General features: G+C 66.1%; 16 protein-coding genes and 1 riboswitch. Of the genes, 9 read left to right on the forward strand and 7 right to left on the reverse strand.

Features of this window, described 5'->3' with window-relative positions; all coding sequences use genetic code 11:
- The first annotated feature begins 398 nt into the window (after positions 1-398).
- Entirely contained in the window at positions 399-1,784 is a 1,386-nt protein-coding gene (locus tag QNO18_RS15685; protein ID WP_283178429.1) for a diguanylate cyclase, read from the forward strand.
- Between the two features lie 245 nt (positions 1,785-2,029).
- On the opposite strand, the gene pdxY is transcribed toward QNO18_RS15685, so the two are convergent.
- Positions 2,030-2,884: a pyridoxal kinase gene (gene pdxY, locus QNO18_RS15690; protein WP_283178430.1), complete on the reverse strand. Its 855-nt coding sequence runs from the start codon at positions 2,882-2,884 to the stop codon at positions 2,030-2,032.
- A 249-nt stretch (positions 2,885-3,133) separates the two neighbouring features.
- Positions 3,134-3,329: riboswitch (cobalamin riboswitch) on the forward strand.
- A 109-nt stretch (positions 3,330-3,438) separates the two neighbouring features.
- On the opposite strand from pdxY, the gene QNO18_RS15695 reads away from it, so the two are divergent.
- From QNO18_RS15695 to QNO18_RS15715, 5 genes are all read left to right on the forward strand, one after another.
- A complete protein-coding gene (locus QNO18_RS15695) occupies positions 3,439-5,580 on the forward strand; it encodes a TonB-dependent receptor (protein WP_283178431.1) in 2,142 nt (713 codons plus the stop codon).
- Positions 5,581-5,590: 10 nt separating this feature from the next.
- The gene (locus QNO18_RS15700) at positions 5,591-6,937 is read left to right on the forward strand and encodes a hypothetical protein (RefSeq protein WP_283178432.1); all 1,347 of its coding nucleotides are present in this window, start codon (positions 5,591-5,593) and stop codon (positions 6,935-6,937) included.
- Between the two features lie 255 nt (positions 6,938-7,192).
- Positions 7,193-7,396, forward strand: coding sequence for a hypothetical protein (locus tag QNO18_RS15705; protein ID WP_283178433.1), 204 nt, complete (start codon positions 7,193-7,195; stop codon positions 7,394-7,396).
- Positions 7,396-9,327, forward strand: coding sequence for a Fe(3+)-hydroxamate ABC transporter permease FhuB (gene fhuB, locus QNO18_RS15710; protein WP_283178434.1), 1,932 nt, complete (start codon positions 7,396-7,398; stop codon positions 9,325-9,327). The genes QNO18_RS15705 and fhuB overlap by 1 nt, the downstream gene beginning before the upstream one ends.
- Before the next feature lie 5 nt (positions 9,328-9,332).
- On the forward strand, positions 9,333-10,118 hold the full coding sequence (locus QNO18_RS15715; RefSeq protein WP_283178818.1) for an ABC transporter ATP-binding protein: 786 nt from the start codon (positions 9,333-9,335) through the stop codon (positions 10,116-10,118).
- A 133-nt stretch (positions 10,119-10,251) separates the two neighbouring features.
- Here the strand turns inward: QNO18_RS15715 and QNO18_RS15720 are convergent, their stop codons facing one another.
- From QNO18_RS15720 to QNO18_RS15745, 6 genes are all read right to left on the reverse strand, one after another.
- On the reverse strand, positions 10,252-12,195 hold the full coding sequence (locus QNO18_RS15720; RefSeq protein WP_283178435.1) for a TonB-dependent receptor: 1,944 nt from the start codon (positions 12,193-12,195) through the stop codon (positions 10,252-10,254).
- Between the two features lie 314 nt (positions 12,196-12,509).
- Positions 12,510-13,295 carry an ABC transporter ATP-binding protein gene (locus tag QNO18_RS15725; RefSeq protein WP_283178436.1) on the reverse strand — a complete coding sequence of 262 codons (786 nt, stop codon included), beginning with the start codon at positions 13,293-13,295 and terminating at the stop codon, positions 12,510-12,512.
- A complete protein-coding gene (locus QNO18_RS15730; RefSeq protein WP_283178437.1) occupies positions 13,283-14,299 on the reverse strand; it encodes an iron ABC transporter permease in 1,017 nt (338 codons plus the stop codon). The genes QNO18_RS15725 and QNO18_RS15730 overlap by 13 nt, the downstream gene beginning before the upstream one ends.
- A 16-nt stretch (positions 14,300-14,315) precedes the next feature.
- Positions 14,316-15,359, reverse strand: coding sequence for an ABC transporter substrate-binding protein (locus tag QNO18_RS15735; RefSeq protein ID WP_283178438.1), 1,044 nt, complete (start codon positions 15,357-15,359; stop codon positions 14,316-14,318).
- Positions 15,356-15,814, reverse strand: a complete 459-nt coding sequence (locus tag QNO18_RS15740) for an SAM-dependent methyltransferase (protein ID WP_283178439.1) — start codon at positions 15,812-15,814, stop codon at positions 15,356-15,358. The genes QNO18_RS15735 and QNO18_RS15740 overlap by 4 nt, the downstream gene beginning before the upstream one ends.
- A complete protein-coding gene (locus tag QNO18_RS15745; RefSeq protein ID WP_283178440.1) occupies positions 15,807-16,016 on the reverse strand; it encodes a TOBE domain-containing protein in 210 nt (69 codons plus the stop codon). The genes QNO18_RS15740 and QNO18_RS15745 overlap by 8 nt, the downstream gene beginning before the upstream one ends.
- A gap of 182 nt (positions 16,017-16,198) precedes the next feature.
- Between QNO18_RS15745 and QNO18_RS15750 the strand changes: the two genes are divergently transcribed.
- From QNO18_RS15750 to QNO18_RS15760, 3 genes are all read left to right on the forward strand, one after another.
- On the forward strand, positions 16,199-16,939 hold the full coding sequence (locus QNO18_RS15750; RefSeq protein ID WP_283178441.1) for a metallophosphoesterase family protein: 741 nt from the start codon (positions 16,199-16,201) through the stop codon (positions 16,937-16,939).
- Positions 16,936-18,345, forward strand: coding sequence for a bifunctional serine/threonine-protein kinase/universal stress protein (locus QNO18_RS15755; protein WP_283178442.1), 1,410 nt, complete (start codon positions 16,936-16,938; stop codon positions 18,343-18,345). The genes QNO18_RS15750 and QNO18_RS15755 overlap by 4 nt, the downstream gene beginning before the upstream one ends.
- An 83-nt stretch (positions 18,346-18,428) precedes the next feature.
- Positions 18,429-19,220: an arginine deiminase family protein gene (locus QNO18_RS15760; protein ID WP_283178443.1), complete on the forward strand. Its 792-nt coding sequence runs from the start codon at positions 18,429-18,431 to the stop codon at positions 19,218-19,220.
- Positions 19,221-19,225 lie beyond the last annotated feature (5 nt).

The raw sequence follows: 19,225 nt of genomic DNA on the forward strand, positions 1-19,225 counted from the left end.
ATGCCGCATGTCCCGGCTGAGCCGGGGTGGGTCGCGAAAAAAGGCAGGGAAGCCACGCGCGATCTTGGGGGAAAGTGCCGACCGAGCCCCCTCCGGGAGAAGATTTTTCTAATCGTGAACCCGACCTCGGACCTGGCCCTTGCTGTTATCCAGAGCTTTACCCACAGATTCCAGGATTTATCGCCAAAAGGTGAGCGGGATCGAAGCGATTTGAAAGGATTTGTTAACCATCTGCATAACAAAATCCTGACAGATAAAACCGCGCTGTCTTTCCTGCATGCGACCAACCGAAGATCCTGCAATCTGACTTTCCGTCCCGCCCCCCCCAATCGGCCGATAATCCCCGTAATTGTCCGCCGCGCCCCGTTCCGACCGACCTTCCAGCAGGGAAGCCTGATATGCCACGCCGTATCCTGATCGCGGACTCTATCCCGGCAAACCGGGTCATCTTCCAGGTCCGGCTGAGCGATGGCTTTTTCCGGCCCCTGCTGACGGCGGATGCCACTTCCTGTCTGCGCGCAGCACGGCGCGAACGTCCCGATCTGATCGTAATCGATTGTGACCTGCCCGATATGCCCGGCCCGCAGGTGATCACCGCGCTGCGCAGCGATCCGCGCACCCGCAACCTGCCGGTGATTGCCCTCATCGCGCCAGACACGCCAGAGCGCCGGCTGGCCGCGCTGCGGGCGGGCGCAGATGACGTGATGGTCAAGCCGCCCGATATGTCGGTCCTGCTGGCGCGGATCCGCAATCTGCTGCGCCAGCGCGAGGAAAGCCAGATGATGTCACGCGCCTGGGGGTGCGAGATCCCCGAGATGCTGGGCCTCGCAGACCGCAAGGGCAGCTTTCTGCCGGTCGGCCCCGTCGGCCTGATCGCCGCCCGGCCCGAGACCGCGCAGGCCTGGAAACAACAGCTGGACCCGAGGCTGCGTGACCATGCGCGCGTACATGCCCCTGCGGAAGTGGCGAGCTATGGCGAACAGGCGGCCCATACCCATGTCTTCCTGATCGAGGCCGATACCGGCACCCATGGCGGCGGTCTGCGGCTGATGACCCAGCTTTCCGGCATTTCGCATTTCCGCCACAGCATGTTCTGCATCCTGGCGCCGGAAACCAGTGACACCGCCGCGCTCGCCTTCGATATGGGCGCCCATGACGTGATCGACCCTTCTGTCAGCGCCGAAGAGCTGGATCTGCGCATCCGCCTGCTTTTGCGGCGCAAGCAACAGGCCGATGCCGAGCGGAGCTCGATCGAGGCCGGGCTGCGGCTTGCGATCATCGACCCGCTGACCGGTGCCTATAACCGCCGCTATGCTTTCCCGCGCCTGGCAGGCATCGCCGAACAGGCGGCGGTCGAGGGCAGCGAATTCGCGGTGCTGGTAATCGACCTCGACCGGTTCAAATCCGTCAATGATTGTTATGGCCACACCACCGGCGACACTGTCCTGGTCGAAGTGGTCCGCCGCCTGCGCGACAATCTGCGGATCGATGATATGCTGGCGCGGATCGGGGGTGAGGAGTTTCTGATCGCCCTGCCCGAAACCACCGCCGCCGAGGCGCAGCGCATTGCCGAACGGCTGCGCTGCGTGGTCGGCGCCACGCCGGTCGATGGCGGCAATGGGGTCACGCTCAGCGTGACGGTTTCCATCGGCGTGAAAACCGGCGGCGGCCCGATGGCGCCTTCCGAGGATATCACTGCCATGGTGGATGCGGCCGATGGCGCGCTTTTGCGGTCGAAAACCCTGGGCCGCAATGTCGTAACGCTCAGCCATTCCTCTGTGTGACGCCACCTCTTGCCGCCATCCTGCGGCGCCCCGGTGATATGGCGCGGACGGAAGAGCCCGCGTCCAGCGCCTTGCCAAAACCGGGCACCAGACCTCGCCCTCGCATCCTCAGACCAGGCAGCGCCGCACCTGTCTGTGCAGGAGACCTGCTGGCGGCCCCTGCGCCCTGGTCAGGAAGACAGCTGGCGGAAACCGATGCCACATCCCCACAGGCAGAACAGCGCGGACGGGCCCGGTACCCGAGGTCAGCGGCGGATCGCCGCCAGCTCTGCCAGGCCCGCCAGAAATTCCGCGCTGCTCAGCATGACCTCCTGCCGTCCGAGCGCCGCCGCCTCCCCCATCGCAATCCCGGTGAGCTTTTGCGCAAAAACAACGGCATCGGCCAGGGAACGACCGCGCCCCAGCCCGGCAATGATCAGCGCCGCGAACAGATCCCCGGTCCCCGACAGCGCCAGCGGCAAATGCGGCGCGGGGTGACGGCTCACGCCGTCCGGCGTGATCACAACGCTTTCAAGACAGCCCTCGGGGCTGTCTTCCAGCACGCATCCGGTCGCAATTACCCGCGCACCAGGCCTCAGGTTCAGCCCCGCCCGCGCCAGCGCCAGATCTTCAGGCCGCGTAATCTTCTGCCCCGACAACAGCGACAGCTCAAACGGGTTCGGCGTGGTCAGATCGGCCAGCGGCAGCAATTCGTCGCGGATCACCGCCACCACCGCTTCGGGCACATAGCGCCCCGGGCCGGCATCGCCGATCACAGGGTCGCAGAGATAGACCAGTCGCGGGTTGATCTCGCGCGCTTTTGCGATGAATTCCGCCGCCAGATGCGCGATCGCGGCCGAACCGATATAGCCCGTCACGATGTAATCGGCCCGTTCGGGCAACCCACGCTCCATCGCGCCCAGAAGCAGATCGGCGAAAAAATCCTCGGGCAGCGCGCGACCGCGCAGGCTCGGGTAATCGGGGGTATTCGAGAACACCACCGTCGGGATCGCCGCCACCTCCAGCCCGGCCGCGCAAAGCGGAAACAGCGCCGCCGAATTGCCGACATGGCCGAACACGACCTGGCTCTGGATCGAAATGACGAAAGGCGGGGTCTGCATGGCTATGTCCTTCCTGCGCAGGATCCCGGTCATGGCCCGGCGCGCGCGGGCAGAGGTTACATCCGCCCGCGCGCAAAAGACCATGGGGTAAACCACGGGGCTTTGGGGAAATTTCTGCAAAGAAATGAAGACGGGGGCCGAACGGCAACCGCCCGCCCCGCCCCTCAGGACAGGCTCCTCACAAGGGGTCCCGGATGCCCCCTTATAACGCGCCCGTGATAACGGGCGTTGACAGACCACCACCCCGGCGGGTAGCGCAGAGGCGACGGTTCCCGCGAGGGAGGAAAGAGGGAACGCAGCAGGGCATCCGCCCGATCTGCGGCTGCCCCCGCAACTGTGAGCGGCGAGGGTTTCGCGATATGCCACTGGGGTTCATGGACCCTGGGAAGGCGCGAAACCCACTGACCCGCGAGCCAGGAGACCTGCCGTCGGCCATATTCACGGGCAGGCGCATCGGGCGGGGGTTCCTGATGGCAAGGATGACATGCGGGTGATTGCCCGTCGGTTCCTTGCAGTCTGCAGTGACGTGCAAAACGCCTTTCGGGGTAAAATTCATGCCGTCCATTTCCCGCCGCACATCTGTGCGGCTTTTGCTGACACTTACCGCTCTCACCCCCATCGCCGCTGCGCCGGCGCTGGCAGAAGAGACCACCATCGGCCTTGGCACCATCTGGCTGCCGGTCGATGACGACGCAGGCCAGGGGCTTGACGCCACCGCGCCCACCGCCAGCCGGCTGGGCGAAAAAATCCGCGACATCCCTGCTGCCGTCGAGGTGATCGGCACCGAAACCATGGCCGAACGCGGTCTTCATTCGATCGCCTCCGCCGTATCGCAGACCGCAACCGGGGTCACCTCGATCGCTGCACCGGGTTATGACAATGCCTTCGCCGCGCGCGGCTTTCAGGGCACGAGCTCGGTGATGATGCTGTTTGACGGCACCAGGCAGTTTCCCGGGCGCGGCAATATCTCTTTCCCGGTCGACAGCTGGCTGATCGAGGAATTCGAGGTCCTGAAAGGCGGCGGCTCGGTGATCCATGGCCATGGCGCGATTGGCGGTTTCGTCAATGCGATGCCCAAACGCCCGTTTGACGGTGCGCCGCGCCATTTGCTGACCGCGCTTGCGGGGTCAGATGGCAGGCTGCGCTTTGGCGCCGACAGTGGCGGCTCGCTCTCGGACACGCTTTCCTACCGCGTCGCGGTGATCGCGGATGGATCTGACGGCTGGATCGACGGTGCGGATGACAGTCTCGGCGCCGTGACCGCCGCGCTGAGCTGGAAGGCGACGCCTGATCTGACCTTCACCCTGTCCGCCGATTACGCAAAGCGCGAGCCGATGGCCTATTATGGCACGCCTTTGCGCAACGGGATCCTCGTCGCGGGGACCGAGGCGCTGAACTACAATGTTGAAGACGCGAAGACCGACTTCACCGATCACTGGCTGCAGCTGAAAACCGAATGGGCGCCGTCGGACGCGGTCCGCGTGTCGGCAGTGCTTTACCGCATCGGCTCTGACCGCAGCTTCCGCAATGCTGAAACCTATGAATGGGATCCGGTGACCGATACGGTATCGGTCGGCGAATTCGTCGCCATCGACCAGGATCAGGATCAGACCGGCTTCCGGCTGGATGCAGGCTTGCGCCATGGGATCGCGGGCTATGACAGCCATACGGTGATCGGCTTTGACCTGAACCGCTCGAAATCCAGCTATGCCAGTGCCTTCAGCTTCGGCTCGGTCACGGTCGATCCGTTCAACCCGCGCCCCGGTCGTTTCCCCACCGGCCTGACCCCGGTGGCGCAATACCGCTCGACCCTAGACCAGCGCGCGATCTTTCTGGAAAACCGCACCGAGCTTGGCAAGGGGCTGGCGCTCAGCCTTGGCCTGCGCCAGGACTGGTTCGATCTGAGCCGCCAGGGTGTCGCAAACCCCGCCACGAGCTTTGACGCCAGCTACAACTCTCCATCAGCGCGGGTCGCGCTCAGCTGGGCGGCGACTGAGACCACGGTGGTTTACGGCCAGCTGGCCTGGTCCACCGACCCGGTGAACGTGCCGCTGATGGATTACGCCGCGAATTTCCGCGATTTCGACCTGACCACGGGGCGACAATTCGAGATCGGGCTGCGCCAGAGCTTTGCCGATGGCCGCGCCGAATGGTCGCTTACCGCCTATGATATCGTGAAGCGCAATGTGCCGGTGCTGGCGCCGGGGTCTTTCACGCTGCAACAGGCCGGGCAGCAATCCTCACGCGGGATCGAGCTGGCAGCCAGCGCCACGGTGACCGACACCCTGCGGCTCAGCGGCAATATCGCCCGCACCAAAGCGCGGTTTGACGATTTCACCTTCTTCGATTTCAACACCTTTTCCTGGGTGGATTATTCGGGGAATGTGCCGATCCTCGTGCCGGAAACCTCGGCCAATCTCTGGGCATCCTGGGATTTCGCCGATGCCTGGACCGCGCATCTGGGTGTGCAATTCGTCGGCAAGGCCTGGTATGATTACGCCAATACCGAGAAACGCGGCAGTTTCTCGCTGATCAATGCCGGGCTTGACTGGCAGGCGGGCGAGACCTCGACCCTGTCATTGCGCGTGACGAACCTCTTCGACAAGAGCTATGCGGCATATCTCTACCCCGAAAAGGGTCAGGTGGTTCTCGGTGCGCCGCGCCGGTTCGAGTTGCAGCTGACTTCGAAGTTCTGAAAGTGCGCCCATGACCGATGCCTCACAAGACGAGACCTTCGCGTTGCTTGCCCGGCTTTTCGGGGCCGAAGGGCATTTGTGGAGCATCGGCACCCTTGCAGGGTTCATGGGGTTTGACCTGACCGGTATCCCGCAAATGATCGGCGGGGCACTGGTGCTGGAAGGTGAGACCGGGCGCGCCCGTCTCACCCCCGGCGCAAAGCTTCTCGCATTCGAGACCCTCAGCAGCGAGCCGAGGGGCTGGAACCACGGGATCGCGCTCTGCGAGGCAGGTGGGCTGCCTCCCCGCCCCCGCGACCGCCACCTTACCGTGGTCGCGGATGACGCGGCCCTGGTCGCCGCAGACCAAGGCGCACCGGCGCTTGATCTGGGGCTGGGCCATGCCGGGCTTCGCTGTTTCTTTCGACCTGCAGCGACGGCCCGCGCCCAGGCTCTGCTGCTGGCCGGCCAGCACTGGAACGATTGCCGCGAGGCGCTGGCCGCGCTTCCGGGTGACTGGATTGCCGAGACGCCTTTTCTGCGCGCCGAGCGGGTGGCGGATGGCGCCTGCCCGATCCATGCGATCCCTTCCGCCGGGATCCGGGGCCTGACCCATGCCGCGACCACGCCGGTACCAGAGGGCTGGCTGCCCTTTGCCCATATCTTCCCGCCGCATCCGGCGCGGGTGCGCCCGGGGCAGCGCCGCCCGTTCGATCCCGATCTCCATGCCGCATTCCAGTCTATCCTCGCGCGCCATGGCCGCCCCGACCTGACGACGCTGAAAGCCGCAACCCGCGCGCGGCTGCAAAGCGGCCTGCCGCCCGAGGCAACCGATGCGCCCGGGCAGAAGCCCGACCGCCACGCCCAGGCCGTCATCCGCGTCACCCTGCGCCAATGGCTCGCCGAGACCGGCGCAGCCCCGCCGAAGCCTGGCTCTCGCGCTATGACCGCCCGCTTCTGGCTGCGGTCCGGAGCCAGACATGACCCCCTTCCCCCCTCTGACGCGGCGCGGGGCACTGGCGCTCGGGTTTCTGCGCTCCTTCCGGCCCTTGCGCCGCGCGGGGCCCGTGCACAGGATGCGCACGCGCCCCGTTTTGTCACGACCGAACTGATCCTGACCGAAACCGCGCTGGCGCTTGGGCTCACCCGCTCGCCGCCGGCAATCTGCCGCTCTATCGCCGCCTCGTCGGCGTTCCGGCATTGCCCGATGGCCTGCATGACCTCGGCCCGCTCAATGAGCCGAATATGGAGCTGCTGTTTCACCTCGCCCCGATCTGATCATTGCCGCCGACTGGCAGCGCGGGCCGCAGGCAGGGCTGGAACGGATCGCGCCGGTCCTCTGGCTGGAGACAATGCCCTTTTCCCGCCCCGGTCTTGAGATCGCGACCGATCTGGCCCGAGAGATCGCCGATGCGGGGCAGATCAGTGCGGATGACCTTGTCACCGGATTTGACCATGCGCGGGACCGCCTGACCCGGGCCATCGCCAGCCGCAATCCGCCCCCGTTCTGCTGGCCCGCTTTCTGGAAGATGGCCGACACGCGCTGGTTTTCACCGAAGGCTCGCTGCCCGGGGATCTGCTGGCCGGGGCCGGCGGGCGCAATGCGCTTCCCGCCAGCGGCCCGCCGGGCGCTTTGCCCCTTGGCCTCAGCGAGATCCTCGCCACCGGCGCCCCGATCCTCGCCACCGGGCCGCTGCCGCAGGGCGCGCTCTTCACCCGTGTGATCGAAAGCGGCGCCCTGCGCGCCATTCCCTTGCCGCCGGTCTTCCCCGCAGGCGGTCTCGCCTCGGCCACCCGGCTCGCCGATGCCCTCACCACCGGGATCGGTCTGATCTGATGCGCGCCCTGCTGATCCTTTTGCCCGGCCTGGCCGCCCTGGTGCTCTTCGCGCTGAATGCCGGGACTGCGCTGCCGGGCCGCTGGCCTGCCGCGATCCTTTGGGCCGATCCGGGTGATATCCCGGCGCTTATCCTGCATCTGAGCGCCGCGCCGCGCCTCGTCACCGCCGCCCTCGCGGGGGCCGCGCTCGCGCTGGCCGGTGCTTTGCTGCAGCGCGTTTTCCGCAACCCGATTGCCGAGCCCGCGACGCTGGGGATCACCGCCGGGGCGCAATGTGCGCTGACGCTGACACTCCTGAACGCGCCAGGCCTTGCGCCGGCCTGGCTGCCGCTGCCGGCTTTTGCAGGCGCGCTTGCGGCACTGGCGCTGGTGCTGGCTCTGGCCGCGCTTCAGGGGGTCTCGTCGCTCACGCTGATCCTGTCGGGGCTGGTGGTGACCACGAGCCTTGGCGGGCTGAATGCCGTGCTGACGCTGTTTCACCATGAGGTGCTGCAAAGCCTGTTCCTCTGGCAGGCAGGCTCGCTGGAGCAGGAGGGCTGGACCAGTGCCGCACGGCTTGCCCCGGCGCTGGCGCTGGCGCTGGTGCTCGCGCCTTTCGCGCGCAGGCCGCTCGAGGTGCTGGCGCTTGGCGATCAGGGCGCGCGGGTGCTGGGGCTGGCGCCGGGCGGCTGGCGGGTCATGCTGGCGACGGCGGCGGTGAGCCTTGCCGCGCTGGTGACCGCGCTGACCGGGGTTTTCGCCTTTCTCGGCATCATCGCGCCCCTGGTGGCACGGGCGCTGACCGGCCGCGCGCCGGGAACTGGGGCGATTGCTGTGACGGGCGCCGGGATCCTGATGCTGGCGGATCAGCTGGTCCAGCTGCTGCGCCCCTGGATCCCGGTGCAGACCGGCACGCTTCTGGCCCTGATCGGGGCGGTGCTGATGATCGCGCTGTTGCGCAAAAGCAGCCAGCCCGCACCTGAGCATCTCTTGCCCGCCTTGCCGCGCCGCACGCGGCCTGTGCCCCGGCTGCCCCTCCTCCTGCTGGGGCTTCTGGCGCTGTTTGCCGCCGCCCTTGCCATCGGGCGCGGTCCGGAGGGCTGGGATATCTCGCCCCTCGCCATGTTCGACTGGCGGGTGCCGCGCGTGGCCGGTGCTGCGGCAGCCGGGGCGGCCTTCGGTCTTGCGGGCTGCCTGATCCAGCGCCTGACCGGCAATCCGCTGGCCAGCCCCGAGCTTCTCGGCATCAGCGGCGCGGCGGCACTTGGCCTCGTGCTGGGCGTCGTGATGACGGGTGGCGGTGGACGCGGGCTGCTTTACGGTGCCACCAGTCTTGGCGCCCTCGCAGGCCTGGTCCTGATCCTTGCCGCAGGAGCGCGGCTGCGGTTTTCATCCGAAGGGCTGCTGCTTGCCGGGCTGGCGGTCTCGATGCTCCTGTCGGCGGTGCTGGCGATGCTGCTGGCCTCGGGCCATCCGCTCGCGGGGCAGCTGATGACCTGGCTCTCCGGCTCCACCTACCGGATCGCCCTGTCAGATGCCGTCATCGCGTTAAGCGTGACGGCGGCGCTTCTCGGCCTCGCGCTGCTGCTCCGCCGCTGGCTCGACCTGTTGCCTCTCGGGCCAGACGCCGCCCGCCTGCTGGGGCTGCCGCTGACACGGGCCCGCGCAAGCGTGGTGGTGCTCGCGGCGCTGGCCACGGCTGTGGGCACGATCCTGACCGGCCCGCCGGGCTTCATCGGGCTGATCGCCCCCGCCATCGCGCGGTTTTGCGGCCCGCCCCGCGCCAGCGCACAGCTGCCGCTTGCCACGATATGCGGGGCTGCGCTGATGGTTCTGGCCGACTGGCTTGGCCGCAATCTGGCCTTCCCATGGCAGATCCCTGCGGGGATGATGGCGCTGCTTTGCGGCGGGGTTTTCCTCATGATCTTTCTCGCAAGGAGACCGGCGTGACCCGCATGACCATTGGCGACCCCGTTGGATTTCATCTGGAAAATCTGGGCCTTACGCTGAACGCTCAGCCGGTTCTGCGAGAGATCAGCCTGCGCCTGGCCCCCGGAAGGGTCTGTGGTGTGATCGGGCGCAACGGCTCGGGAAAGTCGAGCCTGTTGCGGGTGCTCGCCCGGCTATCCCCGGCCGATGCCGGAACATGCCGCCTTGACGGCAAACCGCTTGACGCCTGGAAGTCGCGCGATTTCGCCCGCCGCGTCGCGCTGATGCCGCAAAGCGCGCCAGCCACCGGGGTCATGGTGCTTCAGGATCTGGTGGCGCTTGGCCGATATCCCTGGCATGGCGCCTTTGGCCGTGCGGGCCCGGAAGACCAGCGGGCCATTGCCGAAGCCATCGCGCTATGCGGGCTGGAGGGGCTTGCCACGCGCCCCCTCGACAGCCTCTCGGGCGGTGAGGCGCAACGCGCCCGGCTTGCGATGATGCTGGCTCAGGGTGCTGACTGGCTGTTGCTGGATGAGCCCTCGGCCTCGCTCGACCTGGCCTGGTCTTTTGATCTTTTATCCGCTCTACGGGGCCTTGCGCGCGAGGCCGGGCGGGGTGTGGTGATCGCGCTGCATGACATGAACCTCGCGGCGCGGTTCTGCGATGATCTGGTAGCGCTGAAGGGCGGGCGGGTGACCGGCGCCGGAGCGGTCGCCGACGTGTTCCGCGCGCCGATCCTGAGCGAAACCTTCGGCCTTGCTGTCACCACCGGCAGCGTTGCGGGCCTGCCTGTGGCAATCCCCTCCCCCTGATCGCGCCCTGATCTCCCCCTGATCTCTGCCTCAGACCCCATGAAAAACGCCGCTCCCATCAGATGGGAGCGGCGTTCAGAAGACTGACCCCTGTGAGAAACGTGAAGCCCGGCCAGCCCGTCTGTGGGATGGATCAGAACCTGATCTGCGAGGTCAGGTAGAAGGTACGCCCGGCCTCGGGATAGCCCTCGACAACCGAGACGTTGCGGTCAAAGAGGTTGCGGATGCCAAAGCCCACATTCGCCTGATCGCTCACCTGCCAGGCCATATCGAAATTGGCCAGCGCGAAGCCGCCCATTTTCGTATAGATCGGCGCGTTGCGGTTCCCCGAGCCAATGGCCGGATCCGACCAGCGGCCGCCATAGACCTCGACCGAGGGCGAGATGGTCAGCCGGTCCAGCGCCTGCCAGTCCAGCCGCAGATAGGCTTTGTGATCGGGCAGATCGGTCACTTTCGCGGTGGTGACAACCGGATCTTTGACGCTGGTATGCAGGTAGGTGTAATTCGCCGTCAGCGCGACAGTGTCATTCACCGCCCAGTTCGCCGCGATCTCAAAGCCCTTATAGGTGCCTTTCGCGAGGTTCTGGCGCTGCGATTGCGGAAGACCGGAAATCGGGTCGATCGTCCCCAGATCAATCGACTGGATCAGATCGGTGATGCGGCTGTAGAACACCGCGCCTTCCAGCTGCACCGGGCCAAGATCGCCCTTATAGCCCAGTTCGAAATTCAGCGCGCGCTCTGCATCCAGATCCGGGTTCGGCACCATCGAGCCGAAACCGGTCGAATAGCGGTGGAAGAGCGTCGGGAAGCTGGTCCTGGACGAGAGGCTCGCATGATATTCGCCGCCTGCACCCGGGGTCCAGATCGCAGCCAGCTGCCAGTTCACCGCATCGACGGAGACCGTCGGCTTGCCCGGACTGGCAGCAGTGCGGTCGGCCTCAAGCACTTTCGCCTTGTCATAGGACAGGCCCGCAACAATGCGCAGCTCGTCATTGACGCGCCAGGTGTCCTCGATCGCCAGCGAGAGGGTCTGTTCCTTGCTGTGCTCGGTCGGGTCGATCCGTGCCAGCGTCGGATGGTCCGGACGCGCGTAATTGGTGGAGCGGTGGACATCGCGGCGGAAGAAGGACGCGATCCGCAGATCGTGATCGCCAAAGCTCAGCCCGTATTCGACGCTGCCGCCGACCGAATAGTCATCATAGATGCTGTTGAAGGCCCGCGGAAGGGACTGGAGGGAATGGTTCGCATTGTCCCAGGCCGAGAGCGTATTCTCGAACGTGTTGTAGAAAAGCTTGGTCTTCAGCGTACCGGATCCGACTTCGGTCGTCGAATAGAAGGCGATGCTGCTGATATCCCATTGCGGCCAGGTCCAGTCCCGCTGGTTCGACCCCGGACCGGTGCCCGGATAGCCCATGACCGGCAGCAGGGTGCTGTAAGGCGCCGATTTCGAGCCTTCCTGGCGGGTATAGCTCAGGACATATTCGTCGGTCGCATTGGGCGTATAGCCAACTTTAAGGTTCAGACGGCTGTCATCGGTGGCGCTGTCTTTGCGCAGACCTTCGCCCTGATAGGGGTAGCGCGGATCGGGAACATAATCGCGCGACAGGTAGAAGCCGTCGACATTGCGCCGCATGTAAGAAACCTGGCCGTACCAGAATTCCTGTTTTGTGCCGAGCGAGAGATAGCCCGTACGCCCCGTCACATCGCCGCGATTGCCGGCGTCGATGCCCAGCCGCGCCTCGCCTTCGAAGGGCTGTGTCGGTTTGCGGGTCACGAGGTTGATCGCGCCGCCCATGCCGCCCGGGCCGTTGATCACCGAGACATAGCTTTTCTGCACCTGGACCTCGGCGAGGTCCGGGGTCAGGAAACGGCCATGATCCAGCCGGTTGTCGGCAGGCAGAAAGATGCGGATGCCGTCAATCGACAGCGGCACATGCCAGCGGTCAAAGCCGCGCACGAAAACCTCGCGCTCGTTTCTGGATCCACCACCCGAGGGGGTGGAAGAAACGCCGGGCAGAACGCTGAGTGTGTCATCAAGCGTGGCGCGGTTCTGTTTCGCGGCCTCTTCGCCGGTCACTTTCGCGGTGGTCCCCCCTGACCTTCATCATCGACGCCAAGCCAGATCGTGCCGAGCGCGAAGGCGGTCTCCTCGGAGGACTGAGCGAAAACGGGGGCAGACAGCCCGGGGAATAACAGACCTGCAATCACCAATCGCTGCAATAAAGACATCAGGAATCCTTCCAGTGGCATGGCTTTTCATCCGCGACCACCGGGCTTTCGGCGGATTTTCGCGAATCGTTATGTATGATGAAATATATCGTCACGAAATTGGCAAGAAGCCCGGGCGCAGGTTCCGGGCTCTTTTTCCCGGGCGTAGCAATCCGATCACTGTCAGTAGAAATGCGGCCTGCCGTCAGGCCCCTCGATCCGGCGCACCGCAATGCCGTAAAGCCGGCTCAGGGCGGCTTCCTGCATGACATCCGAGACCGGCCCCGAGGCGATCACACCGGCGCGGCTGACCAGCAGGGCCTCATCGCCCAGCATTGCCGCCTGGCCCGGATCATGGGTCGAGACCACCACCGCCTGGCCCGCTGCCGCCAGACCAAGGATCGCGGCCTCCACCGCTTTGACATTGGCGAAATCGAGGCTGGCGGTCGGCTCGTCCATCACCAGAACCTGCGCCTCCTGCGCAAGGGCGCGGGCGATCAGCACCATCTGACGCTGGCCACCCGAAAGCCGCGTGACATCCTCATCCGCCAGATCCGCAATGCCGAGCCGGTCGAGCGCGGTCAGAGCGCGGGCCTCTTCGGCGCGCCCGGGCCGGGCAAAAGCACCGAGGCCCACCGAAGCCCCCATCAGCACAATATCCCGCGCAGTATAGGCAAAAGGCGAGGCCAGCGCCTGGGGCACATGCGCCAGCCGGGCGGCAATCTGACTGCGGCTCAGGCCGTCCAGATCGGCGCCGCCCAGCAGAACCTTGCCCGCAACCGGCGGGATCAGCCCCAGAAGGGTGCGAAACAACGTGGTCTTCCCCGCCCCGTTCGGCCCGAGGAGGCACAGAACCCGCCCCGCATGAAGGTCGAACCCGATGCCCCGGATCAACGGCCGGGCGCCATGGCCGACCGCCAGATCACGCGCCGACAGCAGCGGCGCCTCATTCACTGTCAGCCGTTCCATGCCCGCGCCCCCCTGGCCAGCAGGATCACGAAAACCGGCGCGCCAAGCACGGCAGTCAGGATGCCCAGCGGCACTTCCATCGGCGCGATCATCCGTGCGGCGGTATCGACCAGCACCATGAACGATGCCCCCGCCAGCAGCGCCGCCGGCAGCATCCGGTCAAAGCGCGGCCCCGCCACCAGTCGCGCCATATGCGGCACCATCAGCCCGATCCAGCCGATCACCCCCGCCAGCGCCACCGCCGCCGCCGTGATCAGCGTCGCCGCCGCGATCACCACAAACCGCAGACGCCCGGCCTCGATCCCCATCGCGCGGGCCTCGTCATCGCCCATCGCCAGAAGCCCGATCCGCCAGCGCAGCGCGATCAGCGGCACGAGGCCCAGGATCACCGCCGGCGCCGCCGCCAGCAGATCGACCCGCTTGACGCCGGCAAGGCTGCCCATCAGCCAGAAGGTGATCGCGGGAAGCTGTTCATCCGGATCTGCAAGCAGCTTCACCAGCGAGATCCCCGCCCCCGCCAGCGCGCCAATGACGATCCCGCACAGGACCATGACCAGAAGCTGTGCGCCGCCCCTGAGCGCCAGTGTCAGCCCGATCACCAGCGCCACCGTCGCAAGGCCAAAGCCAAAGCCCATCAGCTGGATCGCCATCACCGGCAGGCCCAGCAAGATCCCGAGCACCGCGCCAAACCCCGCCCCGGCCGAGACGCCAAGGATATCGGGCGAGACCAGCGGGTTGCGGAACACCACCTGATAGGCCGCCCCCGCCGCCGCCAGCCCCGCCCCGATCAGCGCCGCAGAGATCACCCTTGGGCCGCGGATGTTCCACAGCACCACCTGCGCCTGGCGATCATCCCCCGCCCCCGTCAGGCCCCCCGTCAGGCCCCCGGTCAGCCCGCCCGTCAGAGCATTAAAAATCTGGCCGGGGCTCAGCGGGTATGGCCCGAGGCCGATCCCGAGGATCAGCGCGAAGACCAGCGCCAGCGCCAGCAGGGAAAGCCGCATTCTTCTGGTCCCGATCCTATTCGCCCAGCAACGCGTCCAGCGCTGCCGCATCCGGCGTCACCTGGTAGAAGAGCGTGTAGAACTCAGCGATCTCCTGGCGCAGATCAGCCTGTTCCAGATCTCCTCCGGCCAGGTCCGGGTAGAAGACATGTGCCAGATATTTCAGGCCGATCAAGCGGTTGACCGAAGGCGGCGCGTCGATAAAGCCAAAGGGCTCACCGGGTGCAAGATAGATGCGTCCCTGATCGACCGCCGGGATCCCCTGCCATTCCGGCATCTTGCGCACATTGGCCGCGAAATCGCGGTCCACCGTCAGAATGATATCCGGCGCCCAGGCCTGGATCTGTTCGGGCGAGACCGTGACCAGCCCACGCGTCTCGGCCTCGACCACATTGATGCCGCCCATCCGTTCAATGATCTCGGCATTGATCGAGCCGCGCGCCGGGCTTTCCAGCCCCTCCGGACCACGGGCCAGGTAGACGCGGGGGCGCTCTGCATCGGGCACCTGCGCAAGCAAAGCGTCCGCCTCCGCATAGGCGGCCTCGGCGTAAGTTGCGAGCTGCTCGCCCCGGGCATCGACCCCAAGGATCGCCGCCATCTCACGGATCGCCTGTGGCGTCGCGGCAAAGCTGCCATCGATCAGCACATAGGGCAGCCCCGCCTGATCCTGCACCCGCGTCGCCAGGTCGCGGTAAGTGGCATTCACGGTGCCGAAATCGACGATCAGCTCGGCCCCGGTGGTCAAAAGCACCTCAAGGTTCAGCGTATCGCCCTTGCCGGTCAGCCGCCCCAGCGCCGGCAAGCCGCGCGTCTCGGGCAAAAGATAAGGCAGATCGTCGGGTTTTGGCGCCATCACCCAGCCGACCATCGCTTCGGGCTTCAGCGCATAAAGCAGCACCGAGGCGGGCGGCCCGGCGGCAAAGACCTTTTCCGGGTTCAGAGGCACCAGCACCTCGCGGCCGGTGGCATCGGTGACGCTTTGTCCGTCAAATGCCAGAACCGGCGCGGCCAGGGCGGCAAAAACCGCGGCCAGCACGGCGCGGCGGGTTGGGAAGCTCATGGAATCGCTCCGAATTCGCCTTTGATATCAACAAGCGGCGTGCCATTGACACAGTCCAGGCCGCGCACATGCAGAACCGCGCCTTCAACGCGCAACAGCCGCACCACCGTCGCCGCTATCGGATTGGGCCGGACCGGCGAGCGCAGCGAGAATGTCCCCACCGAGGCATCGCCGAAATTCGGGTTCTGCCGCATCAGGTCGCGGCGCGAGAGATGCATCCAGTATAACAGCTGGATCCGCTCGCGCCCCTCGACCCCCGCCAGCCCCTCGATCCAGCGCGGGTCAAGTTCGACCCGGCAATCGGGGCCGGTCTCGGGATCGCCCCGGCGCGGGCATTGGCTGCGATCCGTCCAGGGGGTGCGCAGCCGGCCGATGAACCAGATCGAGGCGTCGAATGCCCCGGGCAGCGGCACCGCCACCTCATGCGGGCGCAGGTCGGTCACGTGATCAGTCATCGGTGCCGATCATCACATCCGAGGCCTTGATCACCGCCGAGGCCTTTGCGCCCACGGTCAGACCCAGCTCTTTCACCGCCTCTTTGGTGATTGCCGCCGTGACAATCGAGCCGCCAAGATCAAGGCGGACATGGCTCGTCACCGCGCCGGTGACAATCTCGATCACCGTTCCCGGCAGGACATTTCGGGCGCTCAGTCGCATCTCGGTCTCTCCCCTGATGGCGGCCCTATGGCCGCGCCATATGTATGGTGCAACACATCGGAGGGAGCAGCAAGCCCCGCCGCCCTGGCCACATTGCCTGCCTTGTGAAAAGCTGCGCGGAAAATATGCGTTTTGCCCGGGCGCCCGCTCTGCCAGGATGGGCAAAGCAACCGGAGAACCGCATGCGGATCGCCCTTCTCAGCGATATTCATGGCAATCGCGAAGCGCTGGAGGCAGTGCTTGCCGATGCGGCGGCGCGGGATATCGGGCGCTGTGTGATCCTTGGCGATATCGTCGGATATGGCCCCGATCCGGCCTGGTGCGTGCAGCGGATCCAGGAGATGGAGGCCGCCGGCGCTCTGGTGCTCCGGGGCAATCATGATGCCGCCATCGCAGGATCTGCGCGCGACATGAACGCCACGGCGCGGGCCTCCATCGACTGGACGCGGCCACGGCTTTCCGCCGCTCAGACCGGCTGGCTTGCCGCGCTGCCACTGACGATCCGCGAGGAGGACCGGCTTTACACCCATGCCTCGGCCCATAGCCCGGGCGACTGGATCTATGTCACCTCGGACCGCGATGCGATGGCTAGCTTTCGCAGCTCTGACGCCGGTGTGATCTTTTGCGGTCACGTCCATGTGCCGGCGCTCTACAGCAGTGACATCCATGACCGGATCCAGGCCCATGCAGAGAGGCCCCGGATCCCGGTGCCGCTTTTGTCGTCGCGGCGCTGGCTGGTGGTGGCAGGCTCGGTCGGGCAGCCCCGCGATGGCAGCCCCCAGGCCGGCTGGGCCATCTTTGAAACCGCGACCCGCGAGCTCAGCTTTCGCCGCACGCCCTATGATACCGCCATCACCGCCGGAAAGATCCTGGCTGCCGGCCTGCCCGAAGAGCTTGCCCTGCGCCTGAGGAGCGGAGAATGAGCCGCAGCCAGAAACGCCCGGCCGAGGGGCTTCAGATCGACGGTTTCACCCTTGGCCCGCTTTTGCATCGCGGCGGCTTTGCCACGATCTGGGAGGTCACCCATCCCGATCATCCCGGCCCGATGGTGATGAAGGTGCCGACCATTCTCGACGGCGATGACGGGCCGACGATTGTGGGGTTCGAGATTGAACAGATGATCCTGCCGCGCCTTTCGGGCCCGCATGTGCCACAGCTGATCGCGGCGGGCGATTTCGCGGTCATGCCCTATCTGGTGACGGCAAAACTGCCAGGCGCCTCGTTCCAGGAGCTGTTTGACCGCGCGCCGCTGCCGCCCGATCAGCTGGTCGCGCTGGCCATCGAAATCGCGACGGCGCTGCATGAGGTGCATCGCCAGCGGGTGATCCATCTGGACCTCAAGCCCGGCAATCTGATGCGCGATGAGGCCGGGCGGCTGGTGCTGATCGATTATGGCCTCGCGCGCCATCTTGATCTGCCGGATCTGCTGGGCGAGGAATTTGCCATTCCGATGGGCACTTTCCCCTATATCGCGCCCGAGCAGTATCTGCATCACCGCGATGATCCGCGTTCGGATATTTTCGCCTTCGGCGCCTTGCTTTACGAGCTTGCGACCGGAAGGCTGCCCTTCGGCCGGACCACCACGCTGCGCGCCGTGCGCCGCCGCCTCTGGCGCGATCCGCTGCCGCCGCGCGCGCTGAACCCCGATCTGCCGCCCTGGTTGCAGGAGATCATCCTGCGTGCGCTGGAGGTCGAGCCGGAAGAGCGCTTTCAGTCGGCGGCGCAGATGGCTTTTGACCTTGGCCATCCCGATCAGGTGCAGCTTACCGCGCGCGCCACAAAGCTCGAGCAGGACGGGGTCTGGCCGGTCTTGCGGCGGCGCTGGCGCGCAAGGCGGATCCGGGGCTACCTGCCCGCACCATCCCCCGAAGACGCCTCCCGCGCCCAGGTGGTGATGGCCGCCGTCGACCTCTCGCCCGAGATGGAGGCCTTGTCGCAGGAGATCCTCCGTGCCACACGCGAGATCCTGCATTTCCGCCCCGAGGCGCGGCTTGCCTGTGTCAATGTGCTGCGCAGCACGCGGATCCAGCTGGATCAGGGCACCGATGAAGCGGGCAACAATCTGCATGTCGCCCGCCTTGTCGCACTGAAAGCCTGGGGCGAGGCGCTTGGCCTGCCCGAAGGACGCGTAACCTATACCGTGCTTGAAGCCCCCGACCCCGGCAATGCGCTGACCGAACACGCGACCCGTATCCTTGCCGGTCATATCGTGATGGGCGCGCGGGCAAGTTCGGCACTCCGGCGCTATCTTGGTTCGGTCTCGGCCCAGGTGGTGGCCGAAGCGCCCTGCACCGTGACCATCGTGCGTCTGCCCGCCCCCGGAGGCTGAGACCTCTGCGCTGAGAGCGGGGCCTTTTCGTGCCCGCCAAATCAGGCTAGCCATGGTCGGAACAATTTTCCCGGGGAAATCCGATGCCGCGCTCCTATTCTTTCACCCACGCAATCAGCCGCAAACCGGCGCAGTCGATCATCCGGGGGCTGCGCGCCGTGGATACCGGCAACCCGGACCTTGCCCTGATGGAGGAACATCACAGCGCCTATATCGCAGCCTTGCGCTCGACCGGGGCCGAGGTCACGGTACTGGAGGCGCTCGACGCCTATCCGGACAGCGTTTTTGTCGAAGACACCGCGCTCTGCCTGCCTGAAGGCGCAGTGATCATGCGGCCCGGCGCGCCCTCGCGCCTCGGTGAGGCGGCCGAGATGGAGCCGCATCTGCGCGCGCTTTACAGCGAGATCCGCCGCATTGAGGGCGAAGACAGTTTCATCGAAGGCGGCGATGTCCTGATGGGCGAAACCGAGATCCTTGTCGGCCGCTCGGCCCGGACCAATGAGGCCGGGATCGCGGAGCTTGCGCGTCTGGTCGCCGATTGGGGCCAGGTGGTGCGCGAGGTCCATACCCCGCCGGGCGTGCTGCATTTCAAGACCGACTGCTCGCTGATGGATGCGGAAACCGTGCTCGCGACCGACCGGCTGGCGGCATCGGGCTGTTTCACCGGCTATAAGGTGATCGCGGTCGCCGAAGGGGAAGAGGCCTCGGCCAATGCGATCCGCTTCAACGGGATCGTGCTCTTCCCCGCCGGTTTCCCGAAGACCCGCGACCGGCTGGTGGCGGCGGGCTACGAAGTGGTCGAGATTGGCAATTCGGAATGCCAGAAAATCGATGGCGGCATGTCCTGCCTGTCATTGCGTTTCACGCCGCGCTGAACAGG

Source organism: Gemmobacter sp. 24YEA27, from assembly GCF_030052995.1.
GTDB lineage: Bacteria > Pseudomonadota > Alphaproteobacteria > Rhodobacterales > Rhodobacteraceae > Pseudogemmobacter.

Coding starts and splice junctions, on each gene's coding strand:
- QNO18_RS15685 (WP_283178429.1), top strand. CDS start 399: ATGCCACGCCGTATCCTGATCGCGGACTCTATCCCGGCAAACCGGGTC.
- pdxY (WP_283178430.1), bottom strand. CDS start 2,884: ATGCAGACCCCGCCTTTCGTCATTTCGATCCAGAGCCAGGTCGTGTTC.
- QNO18_RS15695 (WP_283178431.1), top strand. CDS start 3,439: ATGCCGTCCATTTCCCGCCGCACATCTGTGCGGCTTTTGCTGACACTT.
- QNO18_RS15700 (WP_283178432.1), top strand. CDS start 5,591: ATGACCGATGCCTCACAAGACGAGACCTTCGCGTTGCTTGCCCGGCTT.
- fhuB (WP_283178434.1), top strand. CDS start 7,396: ATGCGCGCCCTGCTGATCCTTTTGCCCGGCCTGGCCGCCCTGGTGCTC.
- QNO18_RS15715 (WP_283178818.1), top strand. CDS start 9,333: ATGACCATTGGCGACCCCGTTGGATTTCATCTGGAAAATCTGGGCCTT.
- QNO18_RS15725 (WP_283178436.1), bottom strand. CDS start 13,295: ATGGAACGGCTGACAGTGAATGAGGCGCCGCTGCTGTCGGCGCGTGAT.
- QNO18_RS15730 (WP_283178437.1), bottom strand. CDS start 14,299: ATGCGGCTTTCCCTGCTGGCGCTGGCGCTGGTCTTCGCGCTGATCCTC.
- QNO18_RS15735 (WP_283178438.1), bottom strand. CDS start 15,359: ATGAGCTTCCCAACCCGCCGCGCCGTGCTGGCCGCGGTTTTTGCCGCC.
- QNO18_RS15740 (WP_283178439.1), bottom strand. CDS start 15,814: ATGACTGATCACGTGACCGACCTGCGCCCGCATGAGGTGGCGGTGCCG.
- QNO18_RS15745 (WP_283178440.1), bottom strand. CDS start 16,016: ATGCGACTGAGCGCCCGAAATGTCCTGCCGGGAACGGTGATCGAGATT.
- QNO18_RS15750 (WP_283178441.1), top strand. CDS start 16,199: ATGCGGATCGCCCTTCTCAGCGATATTCATGGCAATCGCGAAGCGCTG.
- QNO18_RS15755 (WP_283178442.1), top strand. CDS start 16,936: ATGAGCCGCAGCCAGAAACGCCCGGCCGAGGGGCTTCAGATCGACGGT.
- QNO18_RS15760 (WP_283178443.1), top strand. CDS start 18,429: ATGCCGCGCTCCTATTCTTTCACCCACGCAATCAGCCGCAAACCGGCG.